The organism is Anabaena catenula FACHB-362 (assembly GCF_014698735.1).
Classification (GTDB): Bacteria; Cyanobacteriota; Cyanobacteriia; order Cyanobacteriales; family Nostocaceae; genus Anabaena; species Anabaena variabilis_A.
The window spans coordinates 16,625-32,944 of the sequence record NZ_JACJTQ010000008.1 but is presented as its reverse complement, the minus strand read 5'-3'; the positions used below and the strand labels follow the sequence as shown (position 1 = coordinate 32,944).

12 protein-coding genes and 3 tRNA genes are annotated in these 16,320 nt (G+C 40.1%); 5 read left to right on the top strand and 10 right to left on the bottom strand.

The genetic code is table 11. The features are described from left to right. The first annotated feature begins 375 nt into the window (after positions 1–375). Both H6G68_RS07860 and H6G68_RS07855 read left to right on the top strand, forming a co-directional pair. Entirely contained in the window at positions 376–2,607 is a 2,232-nt protein-coding gene (locus H6G68_RS07860; protein ID WP_190906128.1) for a GumC family protein, read from the top strand. 105 nt (positions 2,608–2,712) lie between these two features. Then, on the top strand, positions 2,713–3,858 hold the full coding sequence (locus tag H6G68_RS07855) for a SpoIID/LytB domain-containing protein (protein ID WP_190906127.1): 1,146 nt from the start codon (positions 2,713–2,715) through the stop codon (positions 3,856–3,858). 119 nt (positions 3,859–3,977) lie between these two features. On the opposite strand, the gene H6G68_RS07850 is transcribed toward H6G68_RS07855, so the two are convergent. Continuing rightward, entirely contained in the window at positions 3,978–5,258 is a 1,281-nt protein-coding gene (locus H6G68_RS07850; RefSeq protein ID WP_190906126.1) for a hypothetical protein, read from the bottom strand. 169 nt (positions 5,259–5,427) lie between these two features. On the opposite strand from H6G68_RS07850, the gene H6G68_RS07845 reads away from it, so the two are divergent. Continuing rightward, positions 5,428–5,907: a hypothetical protein gene (locus tag H6G68_RS07845; protein WP_127055636.1), complete on the top strand. Its 480-nt coding sequence runs from the start codon at positions 5,428–5,430 to the stop codon at positions 5,905–5,907. A gap of 77 nt (positions 5,908–5,984) precedes the next feature. Here H6G68_RS07845 and H6G68_RS07840 read toward each other — a convergent pair. From H6G68_RS07840 to murA, 8 genes are all read right to left on the bottom strand, one after another. Beyond that, positions 5,985–6,056: transfer RNA gene (locus H6G68_RS07840), tRNA-Gln, on the bottom strand. Positions 6,057–6,940: 884 nt separating this feature from the next. Beyond that, positions 6,941–8,881 carry a GUN4 domain-containing protein gene (locus tag H6G68_RS07835; protein ID WP_190906125.1) on the bottom strand — a complete coding sequence of 647 codons (1,941 nt, stop codon included), beginning with the start codon at positions 8,879–8,881 and terminating at the stop codon, positions 6,941–6,943. A gap of 243 nt (positions 8,882–9,124) precedes the next feature. After that, positions 9,125–9,206, bottom strand: a tRNA-Leu gene (locus H6G68_RS07830). 78 nt (positions 9,207–9,284) lie between these two features. Further along, entirely contained in the window at positions 9,285–10,397 is a 1,113-nt protein-coding gene (locus H6G68_RS07825) for an alpha-hydroxy-acid oxidizing protein (RefSeq protein WP_190906124.1), read from the bottom strand. Positions 10,398–10,458: 61 nt separating this feature from the next. Further along, positions 10,459–11,334 carry a M48 family metallopeptidase gene (locus H6G68_RS07820; RefSeq protein WP_190906123.1) on the bottom strand — a complete coding sequence of 292 codons (876 nt, stop codon included), beginning with the start codon at positions 11,332–11,334 and terminating at the stop codon, positions 10,459–10,461. A gap of 108 nt (positions 11,335–11,442) precedes the next feature. Next, positions 11,443–11,928 (bottom strand): hypothetical protein, encoded by a 486-nt coding sequence (locus H6G68_RS27110; RefSeq protein WP_190906122.1) that lies wholly within the window; start codon positions 11,926–11,928, stop codon positions 11,443–11,445. Beyond that, positions 11,925–13,034 carry an AAA family ATPase gene (locus H6G68_RS07810; protein WP_190906121.1) on the bottom strand — a complete coding sequence of 370 codons (1,110 nt, stop codon included), beginning with the start codon at positions 13,032–13,034 and terminating at the stop codon, positions 11,925–11,927. The genes H6G68_RS27110 and H6G68_RS07810 overlap by 4 nt, the downstream gene beginning before the upstream one ends. 225 nt (positions 13,035–13,259) lie before the next feature. Then, on the bottom strand, positions 13,260–14,642 hold the full coding sequence (murA, locus tag H6G68_RS07805) for a UDP-N-acetylglucosamine 1-carboxyvinyltransferase (RefSeq protein WP_190906195.1): 1,383 nt from the start codon (positions 14,640–14,642) through the stop codon (positions 13,260–13,262). 339 nt (positions 14,643–14,981) lie between these two features. Between murA and H6G68_RS07800 the strand changes: the two genes are divergently transcribed. Beyond that, positions 14,982–15,063, top strand: a tRNA-Leu gene (locus tag H6G68_RS07800). A 60-nt stretch (positions 15,064–15,123) separates the two neighbouring features. After that, on the top strand, positions 15,124–15,927 hold the full coding sequence (locus tag H6G68_RS07795; protein ID WP_190906120.1) for a TrmH family RNA methyltransferase: 804 nt from the start codon (positions 15,124–15,126) through the stop codon (positions 15,925–15,927). Between the two features lie 8 nt (positions 15,928–15,935). Here H6G68_RS07795 and H6G68_RS07790 read toward each other — a convergent pair whose 3' ends face one another. Beyond that, positions 15,936–16,175 (bottom strand): hypothetical protein, encoded by a 240-nt coding sequence (locus tag H6G68_RS07790; protein ID WP_190906119.1) that lies wholly within the window; start codon positions 16,173–16,175, stop codon positions 15,936–15,938. Between the last annotated feature and the right edge of the window lie 145 nt (positions 16,176–16,320).

The window sequence follows — 16,320 nt, the reverse complement described above, 5'->3', positions numbered from 1 at the left end:
GCCATCATTTTTCAAAATCGATGCAAATTTTTTCACAATAACTGAAAAATAACTTCAAAAATAACCTGAGTAGTTTCACTAGTTATGGAAAATATAATATCAACCTTAATAGATTCCATGTCCAGGCTTCATTAAAGATTTAAAAATCTTATGAGGAAATTTATTATCATAGTGCTGACTGGACATATATCTGAATGAATAGATTATGTAATCACTACAAATTCAAGAAAATGTTCTGTGAAGTAGGTCTATCATCATGGGAAGAATAGATATTAATTTTTTCTGAGATAAGTTTGAGTATAAATTCTCTCCAATTCTTTTCTCATAACCATCTTCCAGATAGATATATTGTTTCAATAGTAGAGGGCTTTTATAGTGGCTACAACTGGTCTAAATCATCAACAGCTTACTACCTCTAAGCCAAGGTCGGTTAACATTAAACAAATCTCTACAATTCTGTTTTACCGACGCTTTTTGATTTTAGGGGTTTCCTGTGCAGTGATTTCAGTTACTTCTCTTCTAGCTGTCATCACTAAACCGATGTACCAGAGTTCTATGCAGATCATGGTGAGTTCTGATTTAGATGAAGGATCAGGATCAATCAAGAAGCAGGAAAATGCAAAAGCTGAGTTAATTAACCCTAATTTTTCATCTGTAGAATATACTCATCAGATGAAATTAATGCTGAGTTCCAAGCTGGTACAACAAGCTGTAGATTTGTTACGATCTCATTATCCCAATATTACTATAGAAAATCTGAAGGGTAAAAATGATTCCGGCGATCAAGGAGCTTTGCAAGTAACCCCAGTGGAGGGTTTATCAGAATTTAATCAGGTTGTTAATCAAGTATTTATAGTCTCTTTCAAAGACCCAGATCCAGTAAAAACAAAAAGAGTATTGCAAGCTCTCCAGAAAGTTTATCAAGACTACAACAGTGACCAAAAGAAGCAGCGTGTAAATCAAGCTTTAGCTTTCGTTAACAATCGATTACCCAAGTTGCAAAAAGACGTAATAGCGTCAGAGAAAAAATTAGAATTATTTCGCAAGAAACATAATTTAGTTGACCCGTTAGTACAAAATAAAATCCTGGTAGAATCTCTTGCTGATCTTCAAAAACAACGACAAACTACTCGCGCTGAATTTGAAGCTTTACAAGCTCAGTACAATAGCCTAGATCAAAAAATAGCATCTTCTAGCCAGAATGCACAAGTGGCAGCTAGTTTGAGTCGTTCTAGCCGCTACCAAGCCTTATTAGATGAGGTGAAAAAGACAGAATTGAGTTTGGCTCAGGAGCGTCTGCGCTATACTGATAATTCACCAATGGTAATAAAACTCAAGCAAAAACACAAAATTCAAATTGCCTTATTACAGGAAGAAATAAAAGAGCAATCTGTCAATACTAACACCGTAACACAAAGCTTATTAGGAGTTGAGCCAAAGTTAGTTAATGAGTTACAGCAGTTACAAAAAACAGCCATTGGACTAATTAACAATGAAAATAATTTAGCTAAATCTGAACAACGCATTCGCTTGCAACTAAGTACATACCCCAGCATAATAGCAGAGTACAATCGATTGCTTGCAGATATAACATTCCAACGCCGAACACTTGATCAATTGCTTCAGGTACAACAGTCATTGGGAATGAAAATGGCTCAAGGAGGATTTGGCTGGCAAGTATTGGAAGAGCCAGACTTGGGGATTTATATCGGTAATCGTAAATGGTTATTGATAATTGGAGGAGTGCTAATTGGTCCAATTTTAGGTGTGGCAGCAGCCTTGATTTGGGAAGTTTTTAATAAGGTAATTTTTTCGGCACAGGATTTACAGAAGCTAACAAACCTTCGATTACTGGGTTCTGTGTCCAAGTTGGGAAAACCAAGTTTAAAAAACAGACTTCAGCGGATTATTAGACGTGGGCGGCAAAATTCAGCATCCCCAACGGTGGAAAACAACGACAAATTATCCAGCCATGAAACCCTGGATATGATTTATCAAAATATTCAAATATTCAAGAATCCCTTGCCTTTCAAGTCCTTGATGTTGACTTCAGCCGTACCGGGAGAGGGGAAAACAACTTTAGCTTTGGGACTTGGGGCTAGTGCCGCACATATGCATCAACGGGTACTAGTTATTGATGCTAACTTGCGATCGCCCAGCTTACATAAAATCTTGGAAATTTCCAATGATTGGGGGCTATCTCTGCTATTGGTGGATGATATCAAAACCCAAGTTCATAATTATATCCAGCCTATTCACCCCTCAATTGATATTTTAACTGCTGGTCCAACACCAGAAGATGTGGTAAATCTGCTTAGTTCTGGACGGATGAAAGAATTGATTGAGTCCTTTGAGCAAATTTATGACTTGGTGTTGATAGATGCTCCTTCTGTTTTAGATAGCATTGATGCTAGAATTATCGCCTCTGTTTGTAATGGAATTGTCATAGTTGGGCGCATTGGTCAGTTAACCCCACAGGAACTAATGCAAGCAACCGAAATTTTGAGCCAGTTGAATTTAATTGGTATTGTGGCTAATGAGGTGAATAATTCGCCAAAAGTCAGGAAATCTCCAAAACGTTCTGACACGATTAAATCTGCTGATTAAAACCCCACAAGTCTAATCAAAATGCATAATAAGTAGAGGTGGCAAGCTCCTATCTGGGAGAACTGTCTTATTGAACTTGTAGAGGCTTGTGATTAGACAATCAGCATGAAAATCCAACTTTATTTAGGTACTTTATTTTCCCGGATTCAAGGACAACATTGGTGGATAGGTATCCTCTTGTGGTTTGTTTTGGTTGCTCCTGCTCAAGCATCTGTCATCCTGCGCGTAGCAATTGAGAGGGGAGTAAATCAAGTCAAAGTTGGTGCTTCCACAACTGCAATAGTTAAAGATAGTGCAGGACGCACTCTTGGACAGTTGCCAGCAATGAGCGCTTATGCTGCTCAATCAGTTCCTGGGGGAGTGGCTTTGGATAAATGGCAATCTGGGTTATTTTGGATTGAGCCAACTGCTAAGGGATTTGTTTATATTGGCGATCGCTGGTTTCGAGGTAGAACTCTTGTCATTCCTACCGAAAAAGGCTTAACCGCAGTTAATTGGGTCGATTTAGAAGAATATCTCTACAGCGTCATCGGTGGAGAAATGAATTCTAGTTGGCCTCCCGAAGCCCTCAAAGCCCAAGCGATCGCAGCCCGTACCTATGCCCTCTATGAACGAGAAAAACAGCGTAACAATCCCGTTTATGACTTAGGAGATAGTCCCGATCGCTGGCAAATCTACAAAGGTGTCAGCAGCGAATCCCGTAACACTTATGGTGCTGTAGATGGCACAGCAGGAAAAGTCCTCACCTATAACAACCGAATTATTCTCTCAGTCTTCCATGCTTGTTCTGGTGGACACACCGAAAATGTAGAAGATGTTTGGGGAAATACCCTCCCTTACCTGCGTGCAGTACAAGACTTTGATCAAGGTTTCAAAGAATGCAATTGGGTAAAAACCTTCTCTCCTGGAGAAATTAGCGCCAGAATTTCCGGGATAGGCAACATCAAAGATATGGTTGCTGAATCTTTCTCTCCTTTCCGCAGCGTGAAAACCTTAAAAATCGTCGGTGATCAAGGTACTAAAGTACTTAAAGGTGAAGAAGTTCGTACCGCACTCAGGCTAAAAAGTACCCGTTTTAGCGTTAGCAAAGGAGAAAATGGCAGTTTTGTCCTCCAAGGGCTAGGCTATGGACATGGTTTAGGTATGAGTCAGTGGGGCGCGTATAGTTTAGCCCAACGCGGAGCCAGCCATTTACAAATTTTAGGACATTATTACCAAGGTGTAGCTCTAACACCAATTCAGGCTAAATAGGCAGGGTGCAGGGTGCAGGGTGCAGGGTGCAGGGAATAGCTTAATTCTCCCCATCACCCCATCACCCCATCTCCGCGTCTCCCCATCTCCCCATCCCCGCGTCACCCCATCTCCCAACCTTAATCCTTTGATTCATCTAATCGGTTCTGTTTTTTAACTTGCTCAAATTCTTGTTCTAGCAAGTCTGTCTCACTGGAATAAACAGAATCTTCTTTACCAATGATTTTTTCTGTAGCAAATTCACTAGCAAAAGCAATTTTCTTCTGTAAAGCCGAATCAGCATTTGCTAACAATCTTGCTCTTTCTATCCTTTGCCTATTACCAGCAGCAATTTTACCATTGCGCCATTGAATCCAAAAATAACGCAATAAGGGTATACCTAAAAAACCTGCTCCATAAGCCAACAACAGCCAATAAATTCCTTGTACAAAGCTTACTAGTCCGCCTATTTGCGCGGCAACTGTGCCATCCTTCAATAAGCTTCCCAGTATTAAAGCAGCCACAAAATTGAGTACACCTAAACCAGCACTCAACATAATTTTTCCTGAACTAGCCGCACTAAACCGCCAAGGAAATTCCTCTAAATAAGGAGCTATTGACTGCCGCTTTTTTTTGCTGGCTCTTACTTGTAACTCTGGGAAATAATAGACAATTTGCCCATCAGCACTTACCTGGGGTTGCCCATTAAATCTAACCAGTACAGGCAACATATAATCTTCATATTCTTGCTGATATTTTTCACCCAAATCATCCAGATATGGGGCAATTTGTTCTGCTACTATTGCTCCTTTGTTATTACGAATCACTGTCGCAATTTCTTGCCAACGCCGTTCTTCTAAGTTGGCGTTAGGATTACCATCACCAAACAAAAATGAAAACACAGCTTCAAAGAAATTGAGATCGCTCTCTTCCCCTCTTTGTTGTCGCCTGTCTTGGGATTGTTGCCTATAATCGGGACTAAAATACCAGAATAAATCTGGGAAAAAGAAGAAATTGAATCCACGAGAACTGCCGCTCCTATTGTCGTTATCCCGATCTGAGTTAGCAGCAGTAATGATAATGATGATGGTGACACTAATCAGCGCTATAGAAGCAATTAAGAAAATTCCAAAGGAAATGCGAATTAAGTAAAACAGCACTCCCCAAACTTTTTTCCACCATTCCTGCAACCGTAATTGCAAGTATTTATTACGCAAGATTGTTCTAAAATTTTGGGGAAATTTATAAACAATATCACCGGATTCTGCTACCTGTAAATGTCCCCCAGCATCGGATGCTAAGGCTAATAATCCTTGATTGGCTTCAGCTAAATTTAAACCTGCTTGGGTTGCTACGTCACCAACGGTAACGCGGTAGCCCAATTGTTCTACAGATCGCATAATGGCGGGATTGGGAGTCATTGCTCTCCTCTCCTCTTGTATTTGAGTTTCTCTTTATCTAGTATAAAGTTTGATTTTAGTTTAGACCCATAGCATAAACTCATCACCAAATGATATGGTCATTATGGCGCTGGACAATTCTTGTGTCTAGTTTCTCCCTAGCTTAGTAAACCAGCACATTTTGCCTAATATGGTTCAGTATACTCTCGCTCAAAGCCCAGAAATTATTCTTTCTGTTCCTGGCAAAGATTCAGCTAAAGCCCGTGATAAAGCAATGGATCAGTTGATGGAACTGATGGATACTGATCAGCTATCCACAGAACTAGAAGAAGGATTTGGACCTCAACAGTTAATTGAAGTTAAGGAACCAACTATTGATAATACTAGCGGTGAGGATGCCATTACCCAAGCCGTCCAGATTCTCAACAATTTGGCTACACTGAAGTTGAAGGTGCAAGAATCACGGTCTGAAGCTTTGGAAATTCGTAAAGCGGTTGATGTTTTATTCTCAGATAATGTGGTTACTGAGGAGGAAATCACCCGTCTCAAGGAAGGTTTTAAGGTTCTCAAAAATTTCGCCCAAGCTAATATCCGTTATCAAGAAGCACGAACTAAAGCAGAACAGGCTAGACAAGTTTTGGATCAAGCTCTCAAATCACCTGAAAAGTGACTCTCCACCAAATTCGGTTGTTAATTTTGATAATTGACAAAAAAAAGGACAGGCTTTAAAACCTGCCCTTCTTAATACTGGGGCGCTAGGATTCGAACCTAGGGATGGCGGGACCAAAACCCACTGCCTTACCACTTGGCTACGCCCCAACGAAGTAAGTCAACTTCAAATAATATAGCAGTTACCCTGGGGGTTTTGTCAAGTAGTTTTGAGAAAAAATTTTTATTCTTATTTTATTGTCGAAGAAAGGCTCAAAAAAAGAGGGAAGGTTAAAATACCTTCCCCCCGCTTGTTGTTTTGATTGTTTTTGTTGTTTTCTGGCTTTTGCGCTTCTTTGAGTTTGTTTCTCAGCATCTGTCTTTGTTTCTTCAGTTGTCGCTTTCTGGCAGAACCGCCTCGGCCTTTATCGTTTCTCCCTTCTTTTCGGGGGGATTCCCATCTTTTTAAGCGCATGGTGTTTTTGACGGTGAGTAATGACTATGAAATGCTATAAACAGCACTTGTCTTATTATACTACAATAATTTCACTTTTTACAGGAAGTTGGAACGATAATGGCGATCGCTATTTTGATATTGAACTTACGCACAGGTGACAAAATAAACCTTCGCGGAGCGTGCTGTCAGGCATACTACTTCAGACACAGAGAAAAACATCTGTCTTGTTTGTTTTTCAGTTGTGTATCTGTGACTAGGAGATTGAGAACGAACCGCAGAGACGCAGAGGACGCAGAGAGAATTTTCTGTTATTTTTTAGTAGGTTAACAATAACATCCTGTACATCCTTTAATCCTGGTTATCCTGATTCTGACTTTTTCGGTCTTATGCACAAGTTATAGAATAATGAACCACGAAGACACGTTCGCGGTAGCGTTGCGTTCGCGCAGCGTCTCCGACAGGAGAAGCAAAGGACACGAAGAAAGAACTTTAAGAAAAATATCTGTCATCTTTGAGTAGGTTAACAGTAACATCCTGTACATCCTTTAATCCTGGACATCCTGATTCTGACTTAATAATTTTCTGTCATCTTTAGATTTTACAGTCCACAAGTCTCGACACGAGAGAAGAGATGCGCCACCCATCCACCACCCACATTCCCAATACTCCATTCCCCTACAACACCCAAAGGGAGGTGGGCTTCTGGTGCTTTTATATCAAAAGTAATATCTTTGTAGGATAACCATTTTCCCTTTTTTCTCCATCCTACTCTATCCCCAAAGGCTTCCCAGATTTCAGAATTATACTGTCTCGTTCCCCCTAAACTTTGATAAATCCGCGTCTGTACAGAAAAACCAAAGCGCCCATTACTGCATTTGACCCATAATCTGTCAATAGTGCAGAGGTCATCACAGGGAAAATTGTCAATACTTAGAGCATCTAACCAACCTTCTTTTTCCCGCTTCGCTACTGCTAACATTACCCGTACTGTTTCCTCATCTGCTTCTTTCCATTTACCGGTGGATAATAATTGTTCTAGTTTTTGATAGTAACTAGGTACAGATGGAGAATAAATATTAATAGGTACTTGAGATAAGATAGGATTATGTACAGAATTAATATAACTACTATGATCAACTTCTGTAATAAGTTTAATTCTGGACATTAGAAAAGAAAATCCCCGCCGTATATCACCCCGATATTTACCATTTTTCTTCTCTGGATAAATTGCGGGTAAGTGTCCCTGTGGCGCAGACTTTGAAAAAGTTAACTGTTGATAATATAACCAATCTTCTCCTATTTTCCATCCTACTCTATCTCCAAAGGCTTTCCAGATTGTCTCATTATATTCTCTATTTCCCCCCAAACTTTGATAAATCCTCTTCTGTACAGAAAAACCAAAATACCCATTACTCGACTTTATCCACAATTGGTCAATGATACGAAGATCATCACATGGAAAATTATCAATGCTGGGAATATCTAACCAACCATCTTTTTCTCGTTGTGCTACACACAAGATTATTCTAAAGGTTTCTTCATCTGCTTCTTTCCATTTACCGGCGGATAATAATTGTTCTAGTTTTTGATAGCGACTAGGTACAGATGTAGAAAAAATATTAATAGGTGTTTGATTAATAGGTATTTGTGAAGTATCTTGTTGATTTACAAAATTGAGCGCCTGAATCACTTCTTTCACAGATTGATAACGATGTTTAGCAATAGGATTTGCTAATTTTTCCAGAATTTTACCTAATTCATTACTTACCACATTCCCATTTAAATAATCTCTCCATACCCATTCCCCTTCCATTGGACTATATAAATCAAAGGGGCTAATTCCTGTTAATAAATGTAGACAAGTCACCCCTAAACTATATAAATCACTAATAAATAATGGTTTACCCATAGACTGTTCAGGAGCGCAATATTCAGCAGAACCAATTATTGTCCCTGTGGCTGTGCGCTGCTGTGGTTTGAATATTTTCGCCGCCCCAAAATCTACTAAAAATAACTTTTTGTCACTACTGCGAATAATATTTTCTGGTTTAATATCCCGGTGAATTACCTGTTTACTATGAACAAATTCTAATATCTGCAAAAGTTCTATTAATAATTCTCCAATTTGCTGTTCAGAGAAAATACCATTTTGATCTAACTCAGCTTGCAGAGTTTCACCTTGAACAAATTCCTGTACTAAATATTGACGATTATCGGATGTGAAATAAGCCATTAATTCAGGTATTTGGGGATGCTTACCCAATTCCTCTAAACGTTGTGCTTCCTGTGCAAATAACTGAGATGCCTTGTCTATACTATCTGTTCCCTGTGCCTGGGGTAAAAATTGTTTAATTACACAATAGGATTTTGATGGTTTATCCTCATCAATAGCTAAAAATGTGCGACCAAAACCACCCTGACCTAAAATTGACTGTGGTACATATCTTTCACGCAACAGTAACTTATTACCGCACTTCTGGCAATATTGAAAATTATCAGGGTTAGGAAAAAGACAGTCAGGATTAAGACATTGACGCATGACAAATTGTATAAGAAAATCAAAACGGACTGTTATACAAATCATTGCCCAAAACGTACAACAAATCCTACAAAATGTGATTAAATCTGAGATAAGAAAGCTGATTTATAAGTAAAATCCCAAGTGGTCACAAAAGAAAAACTTATCAGTCGGTTTCCCCAAAATCGCCTACTTGTCTACCAATGGAGTAAACTTTCATATAAAGCTTGGCAAAACAACCAGGCTAGTCGTTGAAAGTCTTAATGGGCAGGAGGAGAATCGAACTCCTATACCTTTCGGTGCCGCATTTTGAGTGCGGTGCGTCTACCAATTCCGCCACCCGCCCTTGGGTGTAACTTTCCTATTATAGCCTATTTTTTGATTTTGGCAACAGGTATTTTTTAGAATTGGGAATAATCAAGAATTACCAATTCCGGATTACCAAAGTTGAATCAATATCTTGTAGACTAGCACAGCCGCTGAGTGCCATTGCGGTAGTTAATTCATCTTTGAGAAGCGAGATAATATCAGACACGCCCTCTTGTCCAGATACCGCTAAACCCCACAATACAGGACGACCGATGAGGACGGCTTTTGCGCCTAGGGCTAAGGCTTTGAGGATGTCTGTACCGCGACGGATACCACCATCTAACAGGACTTCTGCTCTATTGTCTACTGCGGCTATGATTTCGGGTAGAGCATCTAAGGAAGCGATACCTTCGGTAAGCTTCGCTAACGCACCATCTAATTGTCTACCACCATGATTAGAAACCACAATCCCTTGAGCGCCATATTCTACGGCACGCACAGCATCATCACCCCGTAAAATCCCTTTCAATACTAAAGGTAAGGGACTAAGAGATTGCAGCCATTCTAAATCTTTCCAAGTCAGTGCGGGGTTAATCTGTTGAGCAAAATAGGTCAATAAACCAGATTCCCCTTGTTCATGGGGAATATCTAACCCTGATATTTTGGTTAAATTAGCGGGATGTAAACCTGGAGGTAAGGTAAATTCATTGCGTTGATCTCGTTCTCGCTTTCCCAACACAGGAGCATCAACAGTTAGACACAGTGCTTTGTAACCTGCTGTATATGCTCTTTCTACCAAAGCACGAGTTAAACCACGATCTTTGTGGATGTAAAGCTGGAACCATTGCAAACCATTGTCAACCGTTGCAACTTCTTCTAAACTCTTAGTAGACAATGTACTTAAAACCATACCTACACCTGCTGAAACCGCAGCTGAGGCTGTCGCAATTTCCCCATCTGAATGAGCGAGACATTGAAAAGCCATTGGTGCAATGAGCAGAGGTAGCTGCAAAGATTCACCTAAAACTTTAGTTGTTAGATTGATTTTACTGACATCAACTAGCATTTTAGGACGGAGTTTGATTCGTGTAAAAGCAGTGCGATTATCTTTTAAAGTGATTTCATCCCATGCACCACTGCTGTAATAATCAAACGCCATCTGGGAAAGATGGGATTTTGCTAACTGTTCATATTCAAATAAGTTTATAGGTGATACAAGCTCTTGCACTTAACCTCACTCCTCCTGCTTTCTTTTCTGTCACCTGTCACCTGTCACCTGTCACCTAATTTTACCAATTACGCCAGCCGCCCTTCGGTGCAGTTTCAATCTTGTCCTTAAAACCGTGATTTTGCAGTAACTTCTGGTACTCTAAAGTACTACTCCAACGGTCAATTTCCCTAGCTCTCAATACTGGTACTGGATGGCTTAATTGGGCGGTGCGGGCTTCTTTGACCATTTCACCAAGTTCGGTTTTACTAATGTCATCATAAGCACGAGCTTGGGCAACAAAGGCATCGAGATTTAGCTTCGGTGCTAAGGTGGGAGAACCGCCAGCTAACTTCATTAACACTGACATAACAACTTTGGGATTTTGGGTAGCTAACAAAGCGGCGCGATCGCAGGTAAACTCAGCACAACGTACCCATTCTAATAATTGTGCCTGTAACGCTTGAGCTACAACAGCACCAACATTAGGTACAATTCCTGCTACTAAGACTAATAAATTTACAGGTGTTAAATAAACACTGTGATCACATTTGAGATGTCCCAACTCATGGGCAATTACAGCTTGTATTTCCTCTGGTGTGAGAATATCAATTAAGGAAGTGTGCAGAACTACAAACGGCTGCTTACCCCGCATAGCAAATGTGTAAGCATTAGGAGCCGGATGTTGACGGACATACAACTGGGGCGGTTCGATATCTAAGATATTACAAGCATCTAACAACAGCTTGTGTAAATCGGGCAGTTGTTTTTCACCAACCAAAATACTTGATGCAATATTTTCTACATAAAAGACTTGCTCTGCCATTGGCCCCAACAAATTCCGCACCATCATATCTAAGCCCGGAATTTGCTTAAGAGTGTTGGTTGCTTCCAAGTCTAGAGGATGACGGAATGAGTCAGCTTTTAAACCAATTAGTGGGGTTTGAAGTAAAGACATAATTATGGCAATCAATAAAAAATATAATTCCCACAGCTAGTATAGCGATTTCAGCAGGGTGGGCATTGCTAGTACCTGGAGATGATGTGCTTGTTGCTTGACTTCTGCCTAATTAAACAGAAATGGTTTAACAAATTTAATCATCCGTTCTAGCTCAGGTTTATTGTGTATGAGAAGATGATGTCCCCATAATTGATTCTTGTTTTCAGAGCAATCTGTAGCTAGAGCTTCGCCAATAGCCTCCAAACTCTGTTTGATATCTCTTTGAAGACTCTCTGGATTAGATTGTACACCAAGAACGAATACTCTATTTCTCAAATCCTCTGGAATGTGACTTTGTACATAACTTAATCTATCTTCCCGCTCATCAAAATCAATAAGTAAAACAATCATTCTTTTGGGAAAATGTCGCATTGCAGGGGCATAATCGTTCGTTAATTGCTCCACAGCTTTTTTCCAGCCGTTGGCAATTGGTCGAACTTGAATAGCACGTTGATTTAGGTTTAAATCCTGAATAAATCCGTTGGCAATCTGGCGATTAGCATCATCTTCTGGCAATACAAAAATGTGCTGCTCATACTTATTGATGCTCATAATTCTATATCGCCACCAATCAAGGCATTGATCAGATCGCCCGTAACAGGTATCTCACTAAGCAGTCTAATTAAGGTCGGTTCTAAGTGACTTTTTCTATCAATAACTAAAGTGTTTTCATTTGAGAATTTTCTGATTGCTTCAGAATTATGAGAAGTTACTAAAATTTGCCCATTATTCTTAAATGAGCGTCGCAGTGATGTTATAAAATGCCCTACTTCTGATATAGATAGATAGTTGTCAGGCTCATCCCAAAAGCAAAAAAGTGGTCCATAGAATTTATTAGCAGCTAAAACAACAGCGCAAAGAAAAAAGCATTTTTCACCATCAGATAAGTCTTGAAAATTAACACTCAGATTCGCGTTATTTTCTTCAAACCTAACAATCATGCTTTTAAAATCTTTGCCGATAAGTTCGTTCTGAACATCTGTAATGTCGGGCATAATTTCTCGGAGATATTTGTCAAACTGTGAGTATGCGGCAGGGTAGCGACCGAGTAACCCAGAAAACCACTCCCCAAAGTTTGAAGCATCTCGTTTTGGCTCTAAAGTTTCACCGTTGGAGTCTCCGGTCATTAAGCTGGGAATCGGAGCTAAAATGATCATGCGAGCAAGCCAAGTTTTGAAAATACGAAGTGGATCAGTTTCAGATTGCTCCTGAATTACTGGCAGGGCGACAAGATGCCAATCTACCAAAAACTGAGCTTCACGATTTTGTAAGCTAGTATAAAGAGTGACTTGAGCTTCTTTTCGAGAGTAGATTGGTTCTCCCCAAACTAGCAGTTGTTCTTCAGAAACTCGAAGTTCTTTAAATTTTTCTGGTAACTCTAAAGCCAAGACATACTTATATAATTTATCTTTAAGTAATACTTCTATTTCAAATCGAATTGGAACATCAGACCTGCCACGAGTGAAATCTTTAGAATGAACAAGTTGCCCAACTCTATTTATACCTCTACCAATAGATTGAAGTACCTCTAATGCAGTAGCAATAGTTGATTTACCTGAACCGTTTTTTCCAATCAAGAGAGCAGATGGCATCCCCTTTATGGTTAGTTCAAAGTTTTCTAGGCATCTGAAGTTGTGTACATATAGTCTTTGGAGCATAAGAAAACTATTTTCAATACGGGGAAGTAAAAGAACTTTTTGATGGGATGCACCCATTGTATAACTATATCAATTAACCTTTTTAAGTTGTAATTTAGGTAAAGTGAAGCATTTTAGCAAATAAAAAAAGTAAAAAAAATAAATTAATGACGAAAGTTACCAACTTGATATTTCATCAACAAGTAAAATCCGCCATTAAATCACCAAACACAAAATCCCCTAACTCTAGATAGAAACTGAAGCCGGGGGATTGCTGTTGTTTGTATGTAACTCTGCATCAGCTGATGCTTCATTATTCACACGGATAATCTTTGCTCCTAGTTGTTGCAATTTCATATCCAGGCGATCATAACCACGATCTAAGTGTTTTAATCCTTGAATTGTGGTTTTTCCTTCTGCTGCTAGTCCAGCTATAACTAAGGCTGCGGATGCTCGTAAATCCGTGCCTATTACTGGTGCGCCAGACAACATTGGCACGCCACGAACAAAGGCAGTATTACCTTTAACACGAATATCTGCCCCCAAGCGATTTAACTCGGAAGCATGACGCAGACGATTTTCAAACACAGATTCATTAATGATGCTGTCACCTTCAGCCAAAGTCAGCAATGCCATAAAAGGCGCTTGCATATCTGTGGGAAAACCCGGATGGGGTAAGGTATCAATATCTGTCGCTCTGAGCTTTTCTGCTGGTAAAATGCGTAAACAGTCTGACCCTTCCTCAATGATGGGTACGCCAATTTTTTGTAACTTGGCAATCACTGGAATTAAATGGTCGGGAACCACTGGGGAAAGAGTAAATTCTGAACGAGTGATGGCTCCAGCGAGTAAAAAAGTTCCTGTCTCAATGCGATCAGGAATAATGCTGTAGTCGGTAGAATGTAATTTCTCAACACCGTTGATGGTAATTGTACTCGTTCCTGCTCCTTGAATCTTCGCTCCCATTGAGTTACAGAAATTCGCCAAATCGGCTACTTCTGGTTCTCTGGCAGCATTTTCCAGGATAGTTTCACCATCAGCTAAGGTAGCTGCCATCATCAGGGTTTCAGTTGCACCCACGCTGGGAGTATCTAAGTAGATTCTCGCTCCCTTCAATCTACCATTGCTACCAGGAACATAGGCATTACAAATACCATGCTCAATTTGCACTTCTGCTCCCATTGCTTGCAGTCCTCTGACGTGCAAATCAACTGGTCTAGCACCAATGGCACAACCCCCTGGTAGAGGCATTTGTGCTACTCCCAGTCGCGCTAACAGGGGTCCGATGGCAAAAAAGCTGGCTCGCAGTTGAGTAACTAGTTCATAAGGCGCTTTGGACGTGCTGATTTGACTGGCATTGACATCTAAAATGTCGTCTTCTCTGGTTAAGCGCAATCCCAAAGCTGATAAAACTTGCCCCATGCGCTCTACGTCCGCTAATAACGGGACATTGCGAATACGACAATCTCCTGAACAAAGCAAAGCTCCAGCCATGATTACCAGTGCTGAATTTTTTGCCCCGCTAATTCTTACATGACCTTGCAAAGGATGCCCACCCCAAATTTGCAAGACTGAGGAGTCTGCTTCAGGTGAAGACTTGGCATCTGGTAAGCTGCTAGAAGAATTAATAAGCCTACCTCCAAAAAAAAGTACGCAATAATAAAGGTTTGAAGTTGGTTTTGATTCTACAGTAAAGAGTTGGTTTGTCTACATTTTGGTGTTATGACTTGTGAAGATAAATTTTCACTTTCTATGTTCTGACGGCTGTAAATAATTAGTAGCAAGCTTTCTGCGGTTTGACAATTTATTGGCTATGTTAACATCAATTAAGTATTAAATGCAAAAATACTACTCAGTGAAAAGCTGGTTTTGTTTTTTAACTTTGGTAGTACTCATGAGAATAATCTTGGTTGACAAACTTACAGAATTAAGCAATAATAAGAAATTGTCGATAAGATATCGATGCCAGCGGAACTGGCGGAATTGGCAGACGCGCTAGATTCAGGTTCTAGTGCCGCAAGGCTTCCGGGTTCAAGTCCCGGGTTCCGCATATCAATATTGTTTGGGATTGCAGATGAATCTAAAATCCCAAATCTCAAAATCTAAAATCGTGCTGACAAGTTTACAAAATTCCCTAGTTAAGCAAATCCGTAAGCTGCACTCTACCAAAGAGAGACATAAGCAGCAGCTATTTTTACTGGAAGGGACGCACTTGCTAGAAGAAGCTTGTGCGGTGAATTACCCTTTAGATACGGTTTGTTGTACAGAAAAATGGCAAATGGCACATCCTCAATTGTGGGATGATATTTGTAGTCGGTGCGATGCCTCCGGCGGGCGAAGCCATCGCTCAGAAATTGTCAGTGAAGACGTTTTAGCGGCAATGGCAACGACGGTACAGCCAGATGGTGTAGTTGCCATAGCAAAGCGGAGTGAACAGCCAACCCAAGTCCCTTTTACTGGTTTGGTTCTAGCTGTGGAAACTCTGCAAGATCCAGGCAATTTAGGGACTATGATTCGCACCGCTGCGGCTGCTGGGGCATCGGGTTTGTGGTTGAATAGTGATAGTGTGGATTTAGATAATCCCAAGGTTTTACGTGCGTCTGCGGGGCAGTGGTTTCGCTTAAATATGGCGGTGAGTGAAGATTTAAGGACGACAGTTGCTCAAAGCCAGCAAGCAGGAATGCAGGTAGTTGCTACTATGCCAAGTGCAAATTTAACTTATTGGGAAGTGGATTGGCGTAAACCTAGTTTGATTCTACTGGGAAATGAAGGGGCTGGGTTATCAGCAGATTTAGCAGCAATGGCGAATACACAAGTGAAAATTCCTCTGAGTCCTGGAGTAGAATCTTTGAATGTAGCGATCGCAGCGGCTTTAATGTTATACGAAGCCAAGCGGCAAAAGATTTATAGTTGATTCAGTTCTTAATTTTTTTGTTTTCTTGCTAAATATTGCTCAATGTCAGCAACTGCATCCTCTAAGGCTGATATATCAATAGCATCCGTCTTGTTGCTTAAGCTATCGTTCATGGAGCTACTAGTATCCAATTTATTGTTCACTTGATTTATAGTGGAATTGACTTGTAAGATGTCTTCTAACTGAAGCAGGGATTGCTGAAACTCTTGAGCAGCGTCATAGCGCTGATATTGGTGAATAGGTTTCATAATCTTAAGAAAGAGAATCAGGGTGAAGTTGAGTAATTTCGGATTGCAGTCGCTAATCCAGTCAATTTGAGCAGTCTAAAATTATTTTGATAGCTATCTGCTCACCACTATTTGGTCTAGTATCAATTTTACACATTAGCAGGCT